Annotated in this window: 18 protein-coding genes; 11 read left to right on the forward strand and 7 right to left on the reverse strand. The window is 36.1% G+C overall.

Features of this window, described 5'->3' with window-relative positions:
* Positions 1–15: 15 nt before the first annotated feature.
* The 3 genes from AXA65_RS11175 to AXA65_RS11185 form a co-directional block, all read right to left on the reverse strand.
* On the reverse strand, positions 16–474 hold the full coding sequence (locus AXA65_RS11175; protein ID WP_063970186.1) for a hypothetical protein: 459 nt from the start codon (positions 472–474) through the stop codon (positions 16–18).
* Positions 475–665: 191 nt separating this feature from the next.
* Complete coding sequence (locus AXA65_RS11180) at positions 666–1,109, reverse strand: GNAT family N-acetyltransferase (protein WP_228391673.1); 444 nt, start codon at positions 1,107–1,109, stop codon at positions 666–668.
* Between the two features lie 20 nt (positions 1,110–1,129).
* Positions 1,130–2,134 (reverse strand): AAA family ATPase, encoded by a 1,005-nt coding sequence (locus tag AXA65_RS11185; RefSeq protein ID WP_063970188.1) that lies wholly within the window; start codon positions 2,132–2,134, stop codon positions 1,130–1,132.
* A gap of 221 nt (positions 2,135–2,355) precedes the next feature.
* Between AXA65_RS11185 and AXA65_RS11190 the strand changes: the two genes are divergently transcribed.
* The 7 genes from AXA65_RS11190 to AXA65_RS11220 all read left to right on the forward strand — a co-directional run bounded on the left by AXA65_RS11190 (position 2,356) and on the right by AXA65_RS11220 (position 8,791).
* Complete coding sequence (locus AXA65_RS11190; RefSeq protein WP_063970189.1) at positions 2,356–2,832, forward strand: DinB family protein; 477 nt, start codon at positions 2,356–2,358, stop codon at positions 2,830–2,832.
* 3 nt (positions 2,833–2,835) lie between these two features.
* The gene (locus AXA65_RS11195; RefSeq protein ID WP_063970190.1) at positions 2,836–3,276 is read left to right on the forward strand and encodes a hypothetical protein; all 441 of its coding nucleotides are present in this window, start codon (positions 2,836–2,838) and stop codon (positions 3,274–3,276) included.
* A 263-nt stretch (positions 3,277–3,539) separates the two neighbouring features.
* Complete coding sequence (rlmB, locus tag AXA65_RS11200) at positions 3,540–4,295, forward strand: 23S rRNA (guanosine(2251)-2'-O)-methyltransferase RlmB (protein WP_063970232.1); 756 nt, start codon at positions 3,540–3,542, stop codon at positions 4,293–4,295.
* 73 nt (positions 4,296–4,368) lie between these two features.
* Positions 4,369–5,409 (forward strand): DUF6263 family protein, encoded by a 1,041-nt coding sequence (locus AXA65_RS11205; protein WP_228391674.1) that lies wholly within the window; start codon positions 4,369–4,371, stop codon positions 5,407–5,409.
* Positions 5,410–5,434: 25 nt separating this feature from the next.
* Positions 5,435–5,662 (forward strand): hypothetical protein, encoded by a 228-nt coding sequence (locus tag AXA65_RS11210; RefSeq protein ID WP_063970192.1) that lies wholly within the window; start codon positions 5,435–5,437, stop codon positions 5,660–5,662.
* A 169-nt stretch (positions 5,663–5,831) separates the two neighbouring features.
* Positions 5,832–8,369, forward strand: coding sequence for a YfhO family protein (locus tag AXA65_RS11215; RefSeq protein WP_063970193.1), 2,538 nt, complete (start codon positions 5,832–5,834; stop codon positions 8,367–8,369).
* A gap of 20 nt (positions 8,370–8,389) precedes the next feature.
* Positions 8,390–8,791: a hypothetical protein gene (locus AXA65_RS11220; RefSeq protein WP_063970194.1), complete on the forward strand. Its 402-nt coding sequence runs from the start codon at positions 8,390–8,392 to the stop codon at positions 8,789–8,791.
* A gap of 259 nt (positions 8,792–9,050) precedes the next feature.
* Here the strand turns inward: AXA65_RS11220 and rpsO are convergent, their stop codons facing one another.
* The 4 genes from rpsO to thrA form a co-directional block, all read right to left on the reverse strand.
* The gene (rpsO, locus tag AXA65_RS11225; RefSeq protein WP_063970195.1) at positions 9,051–9,320 is read right to left on the reverse strand and encodes a 30S ribosomal protein S15; all 270 of its coding nucleotides are present in this window, start codon (positions 9,318–9,320) and stop codon (positions 9,051–9,053) included.
* Between the two features lie 204 nt (positions 9,321–9,524).
* Positions 9,525–10,832 carry a threonine synthase gene (gene thrC / locus AXA65_RS11235; protein ID WP_063970197.1) on the reverse strand — a complete coding sequence of 436 codons (1,308 nt, stop codon included), beginning with the start codon at positions 10,830–10,832 and terminating at the stop codon, positions 9,525–9,527.
* 352 nt (positions 10,833–11,184) lie between these two features.
* Positions 11,185–12,114 carry a homoserine kinase gene (locus AXA65_RS11240; RefSeq protein WP_063970198.1) on the reverse strand — a complete coding sequence of 310 codons (930 nt, stop codon included), beginning with the start codon at positions 12,112–12,114 and terminating at the stop codon, positions 11,185–11,187.
* A gap of 89 nt (positions 12,115–12,203) precedes the next feature.
* Complete coding sequence (thrA, locus tag AXA65_RS11245) at positions 12,204–14,648, reverse strand: bifunctional aspartate kinase/homoserine dehydrogenase I (protein WP_063970199.1); 2,445 nt, start codon at positions 14,646–14,648, stop codon at positions 12,204–12,206.
* Positions 14,649–15,145: 497 nt separating this feature from the next.
* Between thrA and AXA65_RS11255 the strand changes: the two genes are divergently transcribed.
* The 4 genes from AXA65_RS11255 (at position 15,146) to AXA65_RS11270 (ending at position 18,984) form a co-directional block, all read left to right on the forward strand.
* The gene (locus AXA65_RS11255; RefSeq protein WP_063970201.1) at positions 15,146–15,481 is read left to right on the forward strand and encodes a PadR family transcriptional regulator; all 336 of its coding nucleotides are present in this window, start codon (positions 15,146–15,148) and stop codon (positions 15,479–15,481) included.
* Between the two features lie 5 nt (positions 15,482–15,486).
* On the forward strand, positions 15,487–17,214 hold the full coding sequence (locus AXA65_RS11260; RefSeq protein ID WP_063970202.1) for a PspC domain-containing protein: 1,728 nt from the start codon (positions 15,487–15,489) through the stop codon (positions 17,212–17,214).
* Between the two features lie 111 nt (positions 17,215–17,325).
* On the forward strand, positions 17,326–18,156 hold the full coding sequence (locus AXA65_RS11265) for a GLPGLI family protein (protein WP_063970203.1): 831 nt from the start codon (positions 17,326–17,328) through the stop codon (positions 18,154–18,156).
* Positions 18,157–18,411: 255 nt separating this feature from the next.
* Positions 18,412–18,984: a 1-acyl-sn-glycerol-3-phosphate acyltransferase gene (locus tag AXA65_RS11270; protein ID WP_063970204.1), complete on the forward strand. Its 573-nt coding sequence runs from the start codon at positions 18,412–18,414 to the stop codon at positions 18,982–18,984.
* The last annotated feature ends 59 nt before the right edge of the window (positions 18,985–19,043 follow it).

Raw genomic sequence — 19,043 nt, forward strand, 5'->3', positions numbered from 1 at the left:
GCTTTATATTCTGAACTAAATTACCTCAAAATTAGATTTTTTTAATTCTTTAATATTAATTTTATTTTCTAAAATTGAAAAAATAAAATTCCACAAATTTTCAAAATCTTTCTCTTGCCTTTTATCATTTTTTTCACAATTAATTTGATTGAAACATAAATTTCTTTGATTTTTCTCCTGAAAAAAAATCCAGTTTTTGACAACAGGCAAAATATCAATAGAATTATTACATTCTAAATTCATCGGTAATTTCAAAAAATCTACTTCATCAAAGTAATCTTTAATTAATTTTAATTCACTATTTGTTAGCGTGACCATTAAAGTTACTTCCTCATTTTCATATTTTCTCACAAAAATATGAGTTTGAGAATCATAAAAATCTGTAACAGACCTCAGTTTAAAAGAAAAATCTGAAGTTTGTCCAAAACAAATTTGAACTAAGCATAGAAATGTAATCAATAAAATTTTTCTCACTTATTAAAGTTTGAAGCAATTTAAAAAAGTTTTTAATTTTACTATAATGCTAAACTTTAAGACTTGAACCATTGCTTTTTTGGCGGTCATCGGTTGATAGTTTTCAGACATCTCATCATTAGTATAATTCGACAACTGACCACTACCAACAGATTAACCAATTTATAAGAAGTTTAAAAACCGCTTATATTTTAATTTAATTCAATGGAGACATTGACCCATTCATCATCAAACTTCGTCTCATATTTCTTATAAAAATTAATGGCCGACTCATTCCAGTTCAAAACCTGAAAGACCATTCCTGAATAGTTTTTGGACTTTCCATAATCAAGGGTTTTATCGAAAAGCTGTTTTCCTATGTTACGCCCTCTCATTTTTTCTGTAACAATAAGGTCTTCCAAATATAATCGTTGCCCTTTCCATGTCGAATATCTTACATAATACAAGGAAAGACCTACAATATGATTATCAACTTCTGCTACGAAAGCGCCCCAAACAGGATTATTTCCAAAACCCGCCTCTTCAAATTCTTGTAATGAAACCGTGACTTCATCCGGCGCATTTTCATATTCCGCCAATTCCTTTATAAGTGCTAGCATTGCAGGACAATCTTTTAGGATTGCTTCTCTGATCATTAAATTGTTCATGCTTATGATTAAGGCGCTTGTATCTTCGCCAGAATTTTATTCACAATATCATCCTGAGTCACTTCTTCGGCTTCAGCTTCGAAACTTAAACCAATTCTATGTCTCAAAACATCTTTCGCAATTTCTTTCACATCTTCCGGAATGACGAATGCTCTTCCTTTGATGAACGCATAAGCCCTGGAAGCAATTGCCAAGTTGATACTCGCTCTCGGCGACGCTCCAAAACTGATGTAATTTTTGATTTCGGACAAGCCGTATTTTTCTGGAAAACGGGTAGCAAAAACCATATCCAGAATGTATTTTTCTATCTTTTCGTCAAGGTAAATTTGATTGATGAGTTTCTTAGCCTCAACAATTTGATTCAGATCCACCACTTTTCTGATCTGCGGAATATCCTGCGTCGAAATCATTTTCATAATCTTTCTCTCATCCTCAAATTCTGGATAATCGATTTTACACTTTAGCATAAAACGGTCGGTTTGCGCTTCTGGCAAAAGGTAAGTTCCTTCTTGGTCAATTGGATTTTGAGTCGCCAAAACAAGGAAAGGTTTTGGCAAAGGCATTGTTTCATCGCCAATCGTCACTTGCTTCTCCTGCATCACTTCGAGAAGTGCGGACTGAACCTTTGCAGGCGCACGGTTGATCTCATCTGCCAAAACAAAATTCGCAAAAACAGGTCCTTTTTTGATACTGAAATCGTTGTCTTTTACACTATAAATCATTGTTCCCACAACATCTGCAGGCAACAGATCCGGCGTAAACTGGATTCTGGAAAATTGCCCGTCAACAGCTTCTGCCAAGGTTTTAATCGCCAAAGTTTTTGCCAATCCGGGAACACCTTCCAAGAGAACGTGTCCGTTGCCAAGAAGTCCGATGAGCAAACGGTCTATCATATATTCCTGCCCGATGATGGCGCGGTTGATCTCCTGTTTTAGAATCGAGAAAAAGTAGTTTTGTTCTTTTACTTTTTCGGTAAGTTGTCTGATATCTTCTGCTTGATTCAAGTCTGACATAGTAAATCTTAAAATAATTTGGTAAATTTCATATAAAAACCCGCAACAGCAAACACAACAACTGCTAATCTTGCGTTAAATATTTGTTAAAAGGTCAGCGTTTGGAGCTTAGAAGTCGGAAGTTATCTGCAAACTGTTTTATTTTTTCCTAATAGATCTGGATAATTTGTCGTTTATTTATAATTAATATAACTTTGAACTAAATAAATTTCTCTTCGAAAATGAATTATCATTTTGCCAATCATAGACAGGTCCGAAAAAACCTTTTAAATATTCTACAAACAACTTCTGAAAAAGACCTTCTGACAATCCCAGACGGTTTCAACAATAACATTTACTGGAATATCGCTCACTGTGTTGCCCAACAGCAATTGCTATGCTATTACCTTAGCGGAAACCAGTTCCGAATAGACAAATATTGGGTGGAGACGTACAAGAAAGGAACCTTCGCCAACGTGGATGTCAAGCAATCTGAAATGGAGGATTTGGCTTATCTGTTAATAGAAACTTCAAAAATCCTGATGAAAGATTTCGACAATGATTTTTTTCCGGATTACACACCCTATTCTACAAGTTTTGGGATTGATTTGAAGAATATCCAGGATGCTATTATTTTTAATAATATGCACGAAAGTATCCATTACGGCTATGTTCTTGCACAGAAAAGAGCGCTGATTGCGGAAGGTTTAACTTTATAACTAATGAAACTTAGATTTCTTTTCCCAGTTCTCCTGTTAGGGATTTTATCATTTTCGAAATCCGATAATGAGAGATTCAAATATTACCAACCAATCAGCAAAACTCAGGAAATCGAAGTTCTTTATTTGACTTGTGACAACTCAACGCTTCCGAATTTTGTGAAAGTTTCGGATTATAAAAAATACGTTGACAAAGCTGAACTCTTCGCACATTGTTTCTACGTGGATTCCAAAGACCCGGAGAAAAGGAAATTCAAAATTCCTGTCACAACGGATAAATTGATTAAGAAAAGCCCATTAAAAATCAAAGGAAAATTCTTCAAGACCAAACAGTTTGATGATACATTTCCAACGCCACTTTTTGAAGATTACAGAAAAACCGGCGATTTGAAATTCAAAACTGAGAATGGTGAGTTTTTGGTTTTTGTTTTGGACTCAGAATGAAACAGCAAAAGTTTTTTTTAACACTTAAGTCATTTAAGGTTTAGTCAAAAATCCTTCAAAAGAAAAAGTTCACTTTAGATTTGAAATCTTTGATTTGCCAAACTTAATTGCGCTGATGTGAACTATTTAAACATTCTTTTTAATCAACTTAAGTGTTTTCATTCTTTCTTTTGTGACTTTTGTGGTTCAACAAAGAACTTTACAATTTTGTTAAGATAAAATTAATCTCAAAAAGACTACTTTTGCAAAACAAAATCTCATTAATGAATCCAGAGAAAAAAGACGATTTCATATTCGGTTTAAGACCAGTGATGGAAGCCTTAGAAGCCGGAAAAACCGTAGATAAAATATTTTTACAAAACGCTTTGACAGGCGAAATTTACTTCGAACTGAAGCAACTTTTGGCCAAGCATAATCTCCGTCCAAACTACGTTCCCGTAGAAAAACTCAACCGCTTTACCAGAAAAAACCACCAAGGTGTGGTTGCTTTTATTTCTGACGTTCCATTCCACAAAATCGAAGATGTTTTGCCTCAACTTTTTGAAGAAGGAAAAACGCCATTTATCTTAATTTTAGATAGATTGACAGACGTAAGAAACTTCGGAGCTATCTGTAGAACCGCTGAATGTGTGGGTGTTGACGCGATTTTGATTCCAGAAAAAGGTGGCGCACCAATCAATTCTGATGCGATCAAAACTTCTGCTGGAGCAATTTATAACATTAAAATCTGTAAAGAAAAAAACCTTGCACATTCTGTAGATTTTCTTCAACAAAGTGGAATCAAAGTTTTCGCAGCGACAGAAAAGGCGCAGAAATTGATATACGATGTCGACTTCACAGAACCGTGCGCAATCGTGATGGGAAATGAGGAAACGGGAATCTCAAAAGAAGTGCTTCATCACTCTGATGAAAAAATAAAACTTCCAATTGAAGGTAAAACCCAATCCCTGAATGTCTCTGTAGCGTGTGGCGCGATTCTTTACGAAGCCGTGAGACAGAAAATAGTTGTTGCTGGTTGATAGTTTTTAGTTGATGGAAATCAACTGATCAATTATCAAAACATCAATTATAATTTAATATTAAACATCAATTATGAAAAAAATAACAGCGCTTGCGCTAATTGCCATAACATTGGTTGCTTGTAAAAAAGAGACTAAAACCATTACAAGAGTTGACCCAAAAACTGGAAAAACCGAAACTGTAACCGTAGAAGTTTCCGCAGAAGAAGCTTCCAAGCCGAAAGCAATTGCTGACAGCAGTGGCGTTTACAAACAGAAATTCATTCTGGAAAAGGGCGTAACCTATCCATTGGTTTCTTATCAAAGAGAAATCCAGTCTTTGAATACGCCTGACGGAAAAACAATGTCTGGAACCAATGAAACGACGGACGAAATGTCTATTACAGTCAACGATTACAAAGACAACATCTACGATTTGACCTTGAATATGATTGGAAAAAGAATGTCCAACACATCAAACGGAAAAACAGTTTCTATAGATACTAAACAAGCCGCTCCAAAAGAGGAAGCGCTTAAAATGGACTATCTTGTGAGTAAAGGGTTGGCTGGTAATAAATTGAATGTAAAAATGGATTCTTACGGAAATATCAAATCTGTGACTGGCTTTGATGTTGTGTACAACAATCTTAAAAAAGCAATTGCCGGAACTGTAAAAGACACTAAACAGCAAACAGCTTTTATCGAAAGTTTTAAAACCGGATTCAACGAGGCCATGATGAAGGAACAATTGGGTAAAAACCTGAAACTTCTTCCAGCAAAAGGTGCAAAAATAGGTGATAAATGGACAGATTCTGAAGATATCGTTCCTGGAAAAGTAAAACAAACCTTAACTTTCACATTAACTAAAGTTGAAGATGGAAAAGCGGAAATCAGCGTAAGTGGCGTGATTCCTTCAAAATCTGACAAGCAGACCCAAAACGGAATGACACACACAATGAGTGTTGGCGGGACGGAAAGCGGAAAAATTATCATTGATGAAAATACAGGCTGGCTTTTGAACCAGAACTTAAGTATCAAAACAACTCAAAAGGAAAGTGTTTCCGACGGAAAACAGACGCAAAGTATGAGCAAAAACTCCACAACGTCTATCATCATCAATCCTTCTTATAAATAGATTTTAGAATTAAAAAAATAAGGAAATGAAGTACATTTTCGAATTTATCATCGCAACCATCATTATATTCTTCGTTTGGAATATTTTGAAGCGGATTTTTTTCAGTGCGTTTTATAAAAACTTTCCGACCTTAAATCCAAGAAACCAACAGCAAAACGAACAAACAAGTTCCAAAAAAATGCCCGAACAAAAAGTAAAATGGGATGCAGAAACAGTGGAATATGAGGAAATAAAAGAAGAGAAAAAGCAATAGTTAAATTCCGACATAAAATAAACACAAAACCTTTCAGATTATTAAGTCTGAAAGGTTTTTTAATATTAAATTTGGAATTTGAAATTTTAAAGCCATTTTGTAAATTGATATTCATTTAAAGCATTGATTTTAAATCTGATATCTAAAGTCTAATATCTAACATCTATATATGTTCAAAAATAAGAAGAATCTAATTTTCATCCTTGCGAGTTTTGTCGTTTTCATTTTGCTGGCGGTGGTTTATGCCAATCCTGTTATTTCCGGAAAGCGCTTGATGCAGCACGACATTGTTTTCTACAAAGGCGGCGCCGAAGAACTTTTGCAATACAGAGCGAACAACGAAAATGAAACTTACTGGAGCGATGCCATGTTTGGCGGAATGCCAACTTACCAGACTGGAGCGCAATTTCGTGGCGATGTCATCAAGAAAATTGACGATTTGTTCTTGTTCCTGCCGAAACCTGCAAACTATTTATTCTTACTGTTTGCTGGATTTTTCTTTTTGGGAATGGTGGCGGTTAGAAACTGGAAATATGCTTTGCTTGGCGCGACATTCTTCGGTTTGTCTACTTATTTTTACATCATTATTGCGGCCGGACATAACGGAAAAGTTCATACGATTGCCTACTTTGCACCTTTGGTAGCTGGAATTTTAATGGTTTATTTCAGAAAAAAATACATTCTCGGATTCATCACCACTACCCTATTTATGGGACTTCAGATCTGTGCGAATCACCCGCAGATGACGTATTACCTGTTCATAGGATTAGGATTTTTGTTCCTTTCTGAATTGATAAGAGCAATTAAGGGAAAAATCGAATGGAAACACTTCCTGATTTCCACGGGAATCGTTGCCGTTGCCGGAATCATCGGCGTTGGAATGAACTCGCAAAGAATTATGGCAAACGCCGAATACGTGAAAGAAACCGTACGTGGAAAGCAAATCCTGAACGATAAAAACCACACTGCCGGAAAATCCGGAATGGATAAAGAAAGCATCACGATGTGGAGCTACGGAAAACTGGAAACCCTTAACTTATTCATTCCGAGATTAATGGGTGGTGCAAGTCAGGAAGAAGGCTCTGACAAAATAATGGAACAGATCCAAGTTTTGGCTCAGGACAACATCAAATCCCAGCAGGAATATGATATGATGACAAGAGGTTTTGGAAGTCCAACTTATTGGGGCGACCAGCCGAGTACTTCCGGTCCAGCTTATCAAGGTGCAGTGGTTTGTTTCTTGGCGGTTTTAGGATTTTTCTTTGCCGGAAAACGTTACAGATATTGGATTTTGGGAGCATCGATTTTGACCATTTTCTTAGCTTGGGGAAGCAATTTTTCTGTGCTGACAGATTTCTTCATCGATTATGTTCCATTGTACAACAAGTTCCGTGCGCCGTCTTCTATTTTGGTGGTTGTGGAATTTTTGTTTCCGCTGATTGCAATTCTTGGTTTATATAAATTCTTTACTGATGAAAATATCACTGAAGAATACAAAAAGAAAATTTTGCTTTACGTTTCAGGAACCGTTCTCGGAATCACATTGATTTTAATGGTTTTCGGAAAAGGAATTTTAGGTTTCTACACGGCAAACGAGAAAACTTACCTGCCTCCTTTCTTATTGGACTATTTGATTGGAGAAAGAGCTTCAATGTTCCAAACGGATGCTTTAAAAGCGATAATTTATGTTGCCATTACGGCTGGTGTACTATTTTTAGGATTAAAGAAAAAACTGAATATCAACATCGTTTTATTAATTATAGGATTCGTGAGTTTGTTTGACCTTTGGACGGTGAACAGACGTTATCTGAACGATGATAATTATGTTGACAAAACCTTCGCGGATTATCCTTTTCAAACCGAAAATTCGGAATATCTGATGAGCAAAGCGGGCGACAATTCTTTTGTTCAAAGCCTTTTGCAACAGACCGAAGTGAACAAAGCTTTACAAACCATCGCCGAAAAAGATAAAGATCATTACAGGATTTTCAATAACATTCTATCAACTTTTAGCGAGACCAATACTTCTTATTTCAAATCTTCGATTGGCGGTTACCACGCAGTTAAATTGAGACGTTACGATGATTTGATCAACAAATATTTCTCAACCACAGACCAGGTAAAAACCATCCGAATCCTGAATATGCTGAACACCAAATATTTCTTAGTAGGCGACCAGCAAAAACCGGAAATCACACCAAATCCTGAAGCCAACGGCAATGCGTGGTTTGTTTCTGACATCAAATTCGTAAACAATCCAAACGAAGAACTGAATGAAACAGGAAATCTTGACACCAAGAAAATCGCTGTGATTTCTAAAGATGACAAAGCTTATTTCAACGGAAAAAATCTGGTAAAAGACTCAACGGCGTTTTTGGCTTTGAAATCTTATCAGCCAAATGAATTGTCTTTCGATTCATCTTCTAAAACGCCTCAATTGGCGGTCTTTTCAGAGATTTATTACCCTCACGGCTGGAATGTATATCTGGATGGAAACAAAGTGGATTACATCAAAGCAAATTACCTTTTGAGAGCGCTATACGTCCCTGCAGGAAAACATAAAATTGAAATGAAATTTGAACCAGCTGTTATCGAAAAAGGAAAATTATTTTCTTTGATAAGTTTTGGACTGTTTGTTTTGTTGAGTTTGATTGGGGTTTATTTTCTGTTTAGGGATTCTCGGAAATCTGAGGTTGTGGTAAATTAAAGTATTGCTTAAAATAACCAATGAATACTTACGATTATATAAAAGGTATCAATTTAATTAAGTTGTATTCCTCTGAAAATGATAATAAAATTAAATATCAGTTAGAAATTATTGCTGACCAATTAAAAAATCAAATTTTAAAAAACTTTGATAAATTGATATCTGAAGAAAAATCAATTTCTAATATAAAAATTGAATACGAAAACCCTTGTTACCGTCAATCTGCAACTGGAATAATTTATACATTGAATTTTGCTAATGATGAAAACTTTAAAATTTACATTGAAGTTTTAATCGATTTAAGTAGAATATTAATTTACACAAAAGGAATCCCTGAGAAAAAAACTTTAAAAGAATTAAACAAAAAAATTGTAGCGAAATACAATCACGAATCAAAAACAGAATTTAAAGAAGTACTATAATTACTATTAAAAAGCTTAGCCGAAACTAACTTATTATGACAAAGTCCCTAGCCCCGATGGGAACGGCATCCTTTTTTGGCATTGCGGTAGAATCGTAAATCAAAATTACTTCATGTCGTTCGCAATGACAAAAAAGATACAGTGGACAGCGGGAATAGCTCCTTAAAAATTGTCTTATTATTCTAACTTTAAATGACAATTGAACACAAAAAAAGCAACCCAAATTGAGTTGCTTTTGTTTTTTGCTTGAAAGCGGAAATTATTTTCTGATTCCCAATTCAGCGATGATAGCTCTGTATCTGGAGATTTCTTTCTTCTTCAAGTAATCAAGAAGAGATTTTCTCTTTCCTACCAACATTACTAGAGATCTCTCTGTAGCAAAATCGTGACGGTTAGCTTTCAAATGCTGAGAAAGGTGGTTGATTCTGTAAGTGAATAGAGCAATCTGTCCTTCAGCGCTTCCTGTGTCATTTGCAGATTTTCCGTGCTTTGCGAAAATTTCTGACTTTTTTTCTGGTGTTAAATACATTCCAATATTATTTAATGATTATTATGTAATTCGGGTGCAAAGATATGATTTTATTTGGGATTGGAAACTGATAATCAAAAGTTTTTATCGCAAAGGCGAAAGTTTTTAATTTGATTAATGTTAAAAATCGCAAAACAGCATCCGAATCAACTTTGCAACTTACAACGAAATTATTAATATAGCTTTTTGCGACTTTGCGATAAATCACTTCTCCTCCATCAAAAATTGTTTAACAACTTCAAAATCAGCTGAAAATTCCACAGATTGTTTTTCCTTTTTGTTGAAAGCTTCCAATTTTTCAGGAATCTCGATTTTCTCTTTCAAGACTTCTTCCACGACTTCCACAAATTTTGCAGGATGGGCCGTTTCCAATAAAACACCGATGAAACTTTCATTTTTTTTGTCACTCTGAGCTTGTCGAAGAGTTTCTAATCCTAAATAAGCAACCGCTCCGTGCGGGTCTAAAGTATAATCGAATTCATTCTTCACTTTTATCATTGTCTGTTTCGTTTCCTCATCCGAAAAAGAATAAGACTCAATCTCTATTTTGAATTCAGAAACATCATCATTGAAAAGACTTTTCATCCTTTCAAAATTGCTTGGATTTCCGACGTCCATTGCATTGCTGATGGTTTGTTTTGAAGGTTTTGATTCGTAATTTCCAGTTTCTAAAAACTTTGGAACAACATCATTTGCATTGGTTGAAGCAATGAATTGATGAATCGGCAATCCCATTTTTTTTGCAAATAGTCCGGCTGTCAAGTTTCCAAAATTACCACTTGGAACTGAGAAAACAATTGGTTTTCTTAATTTCTGTAATTGAGCAAATGCCCAGAAATAATAAAACGACTGCGGAATCAATCTCGCGATATTAATACTGTTCGCCGATGTCAAAGTAAATTTCTGATTCAGTTCTTCGTCGGACAGAATTTGTTTTGCTAAAGCTTGGCAATCGTCAAAAGTCCCATCTATTTCCAAAGCTTTGATATTTCCGCCCCAAGTTGTCAATTGTTTTTCCTGTAATGGACTCACTTTTCCTTTTGGGTAAAGAATATAGACCTCAATTCCCGGAACATTGAAAAACCCTGATGCAACAGCACTTCCTGTATCTCCGGAAGTTGCAGCAATCACTTTCATCGGTTTTCCTTCCGAAAAATAAGCCATCATTCTCGCCATAAATCTCGCGCCAACATCCTTGAAAGCCATTGTAGGACCGTGAAATAATTCCAGCGAATAAATATTATCCGATATTTTCACAGCCGGAATTTCGAAGTTCAAAACTTCATCGATGATTTCTTTTAAGTTGTCATCGGAAATGGATTCGCCGAGAAATTCTTTTGCTACTCGGAAACCGATTTCCTGAAGGCTTAGATTGGGTAAATTTTCAAAAAAGTCCGCTTCCAATTGTGGAATATATTCGGGCATAAAAAGTCCACCGTCATCTGCCAAACCTTTTAGGATGGCTATTTTGATGTTGGTTTCTTCTTGTTTTCTTGTTGATATGTATTTCATTTTATAAATGATGATTGATGAATGATAATTGATTTTTATTGTTTGTTGATAAATTCAAATTTTTTAATTTCTCGCAGATTTAGCAAATTTTGCAGATTTATTTACCACAATATTGTTTTTCCGTAGGAATCTCAACAGTTTAGATTGACTTCTTCGCCCCACTTCGTTAGGTTTCCAATGGAATGACAATATTTCGTTTTTAGGACAAATCTTGATTTAACGACGAATCTGCAGCCCGACTTGAGTGGAAATCCTTTTTTGTGGCTGGAAAAGCTAGGCAAAAAAGATTGACTTCATCGAACCACTTCGTTAGGTTTGGGAACGGAAGGCGGATTAAGCTGCCCAAATAATTCTAATTTATTACTCGTGCGCCTTCGTCGTTGATTTTTGTGACGAATGATTCGCTTTCTATATTTTTTTGAGTGAGTAATTCCTTGATTTTATGTGAAATAACTTCTGCAATTTCTTTCTTTTCGCACAAAGCAAAAACCGACGGACCGGAACCGGAAATCCCAAAACCAATCGCGCCATTGTCCATAGCGAGTTGTTTCATCTCGTAAAAATACGGAATCAACATCGCGCGAACTGGCTCTATGATGACGTCCTCGAGACTTCGGCTGACCAGAGCAAGGTCGTTGGTGCAAAATCCGGCAATCAATCCGGCGATATTTCCCCATTGCTGAACGGCAGATTTCAGGCTGATTCTTTCCTTGATGATTTTTCTCGCCTCGCCTGTCGGAACATCCACGTGCGGATGAACGGAAACAACCGACAAATGCTTTGGATAAGGCAGTTTGAGCGCATCCAATGGCTCGTAACTTCTGACCAAAACCATTCCGCCCAAAAGTGCTGGCGCAACGTTGTCTGCGTGTGCGTTTCCGCAGGCGATGCGTTCACCTTCCATTGCGAGAGGTAACAATTCCTGTCGTGAAAATGGTTTCCCCATCAGCTCATTGATGGCGACCAAAGCCGCAACGCTACTCGCTGCACTGGAACCCATTCCGCTGTTGAGAGGCATTTTTTTGTAAAGCTCGATATCGATTCCTTGGTTTGAATTTATCTTTTCCAAGAACATTCGAATGACGTGGGAAACGACATTTTTACTTGGGTCTTTAGGGAGTTTTCCGCCGTCGCCTTCGATTTTTGTGATGGTGATTTTATTTGAATTGTTTTTTGTCAGGATGATTTCGTCACCTGGTTCGTCGATGGCGAAACCGAGAATATCGTAGCCACAAACGACGTTGGCGACTGTTGCAGGAGCAAAAACTTTGATAGAATCCATTTTTATAATTGATAAATGATGAGTTATAAATGATATTTATTAAAACGATGAATTGAAATCAACTATCAATTATCGTTTATCTTTTATGATTATTGAGCTGTAACTCTTACTAAATCTGCGAAAACGCCTGCTGCGGTAACTTCTGCGCCAGCGCCTGGACCTTTAACAACCAATGGTGTGTTTTTGTACCTTGAAGTTGTGAATGAGATGATATTGTCGCTTCCTGATAGTCCGTAGAAAGCGTGATTTGCATCAACCATTTTAACTTCGATGTTGATTTTTCCGTCTTCCAAGATTCCAATTAATCTTAGTTTTTTACCCGAACTTTCTGCTTCATTTTTAAAGGATGAAAAGTAAGGTTCGTTCTTTTCCAGCTCTTCATAAAAACTCGGAATCGAATCTGCTTTGAGGCAAGCTTCCGGAAGAAAATCTTTGATATTGACATCGGACATTTCCAAAGGTAAGCCAATTTCTCGTCCAAGAATTAGCATCTTTCTGGAGAAATCCATTCCGTTGAGATCGTCTCTTGGGTCGGGTTCTGTGTAACCTAATTCTTGCGCTGTTCTTACAACTTCAGCGAAAGTTTTTTCACCGACATAATTATTAAAAATGTACGAAATAGTTCCTGATAAAATGGCTTCGATTTTCAGAATTTCGTCTCCGGAAATCCAAAGGTCGTTCAGCGTTTTGATGATTGGAAGTCCGGCTCCAACATTTGTTTCATATAGGAAACTGACGTTGTTCTTTTTCGCCAATCTTTTAAACTTACTGTATTGTTCGTAACCGGAAGAATTTCCTTTTTTGTTGCAAGTGACAATCGATATATTATTCTCAAAAAATTGTGGATAGTGACTCACAACATCTTCGCTTGAAGTGTTATCTATGAAAACTAAATTAGGTAAATTTTTGCTTGAAATAGAATTTATAAAATTTTCTAAATCAGATTTTTCTAAGTTTTTATCTAAAATTTTATTTAAGTCAAAATTCAAACTTTCATTTTCTGAAATAATCATTTGTCGGCTGTTGGTTACGCCAATGACATTGATTTTAATTTGGTGATTTTTCTCGAGATTTTCTTCTTCTCTTTTTAATTGCTTGAAGAGTTCTTTTCCAATATTTCCTGTTCCAGCAAACATCACATTGAAGGTTTTAACTGGCGAAAGTAAGAGCGAATCGTGGACAACATTCAAGGCTTTTGAGAGTTCATTTCGTTCAATAACAGCTGAAATATTGAGTTCCGATGAACCTTGCGCAATGGCAATAATATTGATTCCATTTTTACCCAAAGCACTGAAAAACTTCCCACTGATTCCTCTCGTTTTTTTCATATTCTCTCCGACAACGGAAAGAATACTGAGCTCATTATCGAACTGCGGTTCATCGATCTTGTTGGCATTGATTTCAAATTCAAATTCTTCCTGGATGGCTTTTTCAGCTTTTTTCTCATCATTAAAATTGACAACAAATGAAATGCTATGTTCCGAACTTGCTTGCGTAATCAAGATAACATTAACATCATATTTCGCCAACGCATTAAATAATCTTCCACTGAAACCTTTCATCCCAATCATTCCATTTCCGGTGATATTGACCAAACAAGTTTTCTCGATGGAGACGATTCCTTTGATCAAACCTTTGGAAATTTCTGATTTCTGATGGATCAAAGTTCCTGGATTTTCTGGATTGAAAGTATTCTTAATATAGATCGGAATTTGACTTTCGATGGCTGGGATCATTGTTGGCGGATAGATGACTTTTGCGCCGAAATAGGACATCTCCATCGCTTCCTGATAACTGAGTTCCGGCTGTGAAAAAGCATTTTTGACCAACCTCGGGTCGGCTGTCATAAAACCATCAACATCTGTCCAGATTTGGATTTCGTCAGCTTTCAAACCTGAACCAAGAATTGCCGCAGTATAATCTGAACCGCCTCTTCCAAGCGTTGTTGTATCTTGATTTTTATCTTTCGAAATAAAACCTGTCACAACATAGATTTGATTTTCAGGATTCCAATTCTTTAGATTTTCATTGGTTTTGCTGAAATCGACTGACGCATTTCCGAAGTTGGAATCGGTGACAATTAATTCCCTTGCGTCTTTGTGATTCGCAGGGAAATTTTCTGATTGAAGATAAGTCGCAATGATTTTACTTGACATTTGTTCGCCGTAAGCCAACAATCTATCTTTAATCCTGCCTGATAATTCACCAAGATTTTTGACACTGAAAAGAATATCTTCGATCTCATTGAAACTCACCTTTACCAACATCAGTAAAGGATTCTGCATTGTTCTTGGCAGCAATCCTGAAATGACCTGATAATGCTTGTCCTCAGCAACTTTTAATATCTCTGAGAAATCATTCTGAATCAATGCTTCTTCTGCAGCCAATAAAAGAGAATTTGTGATCCCAGAAAAGGCAGAACAAACTACAACTAAAGGTACATTCTGGTTGAATTCTTTCTCAACAATTGATTTTACATTCTTCAACGCTTCCAAACTTCCGACTGAAGTTCCTCCAAATTTTAATACTTTCATTTGTATCTATTTAATATTTTAAAACAAAAAAGCCTTTCTGGTAATTCAGAAAGGCTTTAGTATTGTTATTATTTTTCAATTTCACACACACACCTTTCTGCAACTATCAATTGTAGTTTTTGTAGAAATGGTTGTTGTGGTTGTAAAATTCATTGTTATTCTTAATTCTCTTACGAAAGTATGAAAACATTTCCCATCTGCAAATTTTAAGAGGTTTTTTTTGAAAATAATTTAATAATTAGGTCAATCAATTGAATTTAAAAATTAATAAGAAAATCAGATATAAATTTTTAACATTGACAATCAATACTTTAAATATAAATTATAAAAATATTTACTACTTTGTATTGCATAATACCATTCTATTTACATATCTTTGCAATGTAAAGTTAAAGAAAGATGTTCTTGAGGTCGGAAGACTGAAAATGGAAGTCGGAAGAATAAAAATATTGAATCTTGAACTTTAAATTTTGAATTAAAAAAACCAAACAATTAATATGAATACCGAGAACACAAAGGCGCAGATGCGCAAAGGAATTCTGGAATTCTGTATTTTGAGTCTTATCCAACAACGCGAAATGTATGTTTCCGACCTGATAGAATCTCTCAAAAAAGGAAGACTGGATGTAGTGGAAGGAACACTTTACCCGCTCCTAACAAGATTGAAAAACGGCGAATTTCTCGCTTACAGATGGGAAGAATCTACAAGCGGACCGCCCAGAAAGTACTATCAGATCACGGAAAAAGGAAGCCTCTTCCTCGCTGAACTGCAAACCACTTGGAAAGAACTTACAGATTCTGTAAACCAAATTATCTCAAACTCTCAAAACTAATTATTATGAACAAGACATTATCTATAGCACTCGCTGGTTTTTCCTTTACGATAGACGAGCTGGCTTATATAAAATTAAGCGATTATCTGAATGCTCTTAGAAACTCTCTAGACGCTGCTGAAGCTGATGAAGTGATGAACGACATCGAGATCAGAATGGTAGAGATCTTTAAAGAAACACTTGGAAAAAGAGAGGTGGTCAATGATTCTGACGTTGAGAAAGTGATTGCTCAGATCGGAACACCAGAACAGATTGACGAACAGGAAGAAGCTTATTTTTCTGAAGGGAAACAAAAACAATCCAAAACTTCTGGTACTTTTTCTTACAGCAGCAATTCTCAGAAACAACTGTTCCGTGATCCGGAAAAACAAAAGATAGCAGGCGTTTGCGCAGGATTGGCAGCTTACTTCGGGATGGAGATCAGCTGGATGAGACTGATCTGGGTGGGTGCATTTCTTTTCCTTTGGGTAGCTCCAGGATCTTCTTTCCTAGTTGTTATCTTATACTTTATCCTTTGGGCCGTTTTGCCAAAAGCAGAATCAGCTTCGGATTTTTTGAAAATGAAAGGGAAACCTTTGAACTTCGACAATCTAAAGGAAGAATCTGGAAAGATCGTTCAGTTCGCTAATGAAACTACTACCAGAGCTGGTGAAATCTATACGGAGAACAAACCAAAAATTGGATCTGCTGGAGACACCATTCTGAAAATCCTTAAATATTGTCTTGCAGTATGGTTGGCATTGATGGCAGCAGGTTGTTTCATCGGACTTTTCGCAATGACATTTGCTTACGGATCAGGGAAATTTGGGATAGACAACAACCTTGGATTCTATCTTGAGGAGAACAATATGGGCTATTTGATCTTAGCGATCGCGGCTCTGCCTACCATTATCTTCGGCGTTGCGTTCTTATTATTATCAATCAAATTATTTTCTCCGAAAACTAAATTCAATTATGTAGGACCTGTTCTAGGAACTTTGGGAATCATCTGGTTGATCTTAGTTGGCGTATTAGCTGCGAATGCTTCAAGATTCAACTTTGCTTACAGTGGAGAAAATGAAGATTACGAGAACATCTCCATTACTGCTCCAAATGCAATTGACACCATTTATCTGGATAGCAAAAAAGTAGCGATCCCTGAGAATTTCAAGACATACTTTGATGATATCTATTCTGATAAGGCCAGTATTTTCAAAAGAGACCACCCAAGTGTAGAGATCACAAGAAGAGATGATATCAAAACACCTTATCTAATTGTGAAAAAAGAAGCAGACGGTTACAACCAACCTTTGAAAATGAAAGTGCCAGTGCAGATCGTTGGAAACAGAATTATCTTACCAAACTACTTCGAGTATCCTTATGAATTCCGTTTCAGAGACTACAGCCTAAATTATGAACTTGTAGTTCCTAGAAATACGAAGATCATCAATGAAAAAGAATATGAGATCTACGTCAATGGTGATGACGATAATGACGATGACAATGATTCTGCCAACAATAACAACAGCGGAATTACAGTTGAGAAAAACAAGATCAACATCAACGGGACTACGATCGAGTACAATTCTGACGAAAGCGACAGCGTGAAGATCAATGGGAAATATTACTCCAAAGATTCTGCAGACGTGGTTTTGGAAAGACTGAAAATTGATGAAAAAGTTAAGAAATCAATTGAAGACCTTAACATCAATATCAAAGACGGAAAGAAAGAGATCAATATCAAAACTAAATAATAATTTGAGAGTGGATTAGTCGAAAAGCGGGTCAAAAACTGTAAAGAGTTTCCGCTTTTCCTCTAGTTCTCCTAAAAAGTTATAAGTGATAAATAATAAAAGATTATAAGGATGAAAATCTATACTCTTCTACTTTTGGTAATGTTCACTACCCTATCAAAAGCCCAAACGCATCGTTTTATTTACGAATATCAATTCAAACCAAACTCCGAATCCAAAGAATACAGAAAAGCTGACATGGCTTTGGACATCAACCCAACTGATGTTAAGTTCTATGATTACGAAAGCGTTTTGAATGATTCTATCAACAAAAAAGGAGGTAGAAATTACAACTGGACCGGATCACCCGTCATCACAAGAAAGAAAAACTCATATCAGAATACCAACTATGAGATGATGATGGACTATTTCTCCTACCAGACCACAGACAAAATGTATTGGAAACTGGAAAACGAGACCAAAACTTCCGGACAGTACACGTTGCAAAAAGCGACTACAAATTTCGGAGGAAGAGCTTGGACCGCCTGGTTTGCCAAAGATGTTAATATCTTGGAGGGACCTTATAAATTCCGAGGTCTGCCAGGTTTGATCTTCGAATTGAATGACAGTCAGGACAATTTCATCTTCAAATTGGCAAAAAGTCAGAAATTGGAAAAGACTTATGACACCTCAGATTTCTTAGAATCTTTTGCTGGCAAGAAACCATTGAATGTCAAGATTGATGATATGCACAAGCAAATGCTGAAGTTCTACAACGATCCAATGAAAGATCTGAGAGAAAAATTCGATGACGTACCGCCGGGAACTTTCCAGGTTGGAGGAAAGAAGATCACAAGCAAGGATCAGTTCAAGGAAATGGCAAAAGTAATGCAGGAGCACATCTTGAAAAGTTACAATCCTCTAGACCTTACAAATGCCGTAATTTACCCGGCAGTGAATTAAAAATTTAATAAAATATTAACCAAATTTTTATTAATACCATTGGTTATTTTATTAAATTTGTTCCAGAAAATCAATTTCTAACTAAAAAACTACAACAAAATGATACAATTAGTAATTGCAATCGCCATCAAATTGGTTGATTTTTTCTCAAGTCTTTTTTGAAACGTAAAGAATATCTAGATATTTCTTAGAAAATAAACATATTTTGTAAATTTGTAAAGTATAGCTTTGTCGCTGTACTTTATTTTTTTGTCTATGAAAAAATTCTTAGGAAAAGCCATCCTCAAACTAGTCGGTTGGAAAGTCGTTCTCCAAGGCGATGTCAACAATCTCGACAGATGCATCCTCGTTGTTGCACCACACACCGATAATAGCGAATATATTCTCGGAAATCTAGCATACTGGGCGTTGGGTAAAAAACTGAAAGTCATCATCAAGGATGCGCACACCAAAGCTTTCTACGGCAGTATTGTAAAAGGACTTGGCGGGATCGGGATCGACCGTTCTCAGAAGAATGACCTTGTAAAATTTGTAGCAGACGAATTCAAAAAAGATGATTTCAGTCTAGTGATCACACCGGAAGGCACAAGAAGTTGGGTCCCGAAATGGCGAAAAGGTTTTTACAATATGGCTTTGGCTGCAAAAGTTCCTATCGTTTTGGCTGGTGGCGATTACAAAAGAAAAACCGTTAATTTGGGTTACATTATACCTTACGAAAAATTGGAAACGCATACTTTTGAAGAGATCATGCAGGAAATCCAGGATTTCTACATCAAATATGATATCACGCCAAAACATCCTGAGAACTGGAATCCGCAGATTTATTAGTTGATAGTTGATAGTAAAAGTAATTCTTTCGCTAATCTTTTAATTTTTTAATCCTTTAA

This window comes from Chryseobacterium sp. FP211-J200 (assembly GCF_001643375.1).
In the GTDB taxonomy this organism is placed as follows: Bacteria; Bacteroidota; Bacteroidia; order Flavobacteriales; family Weeksellaceae; genus Epilithonimonas; species Epilithonimonas ginsengisoli.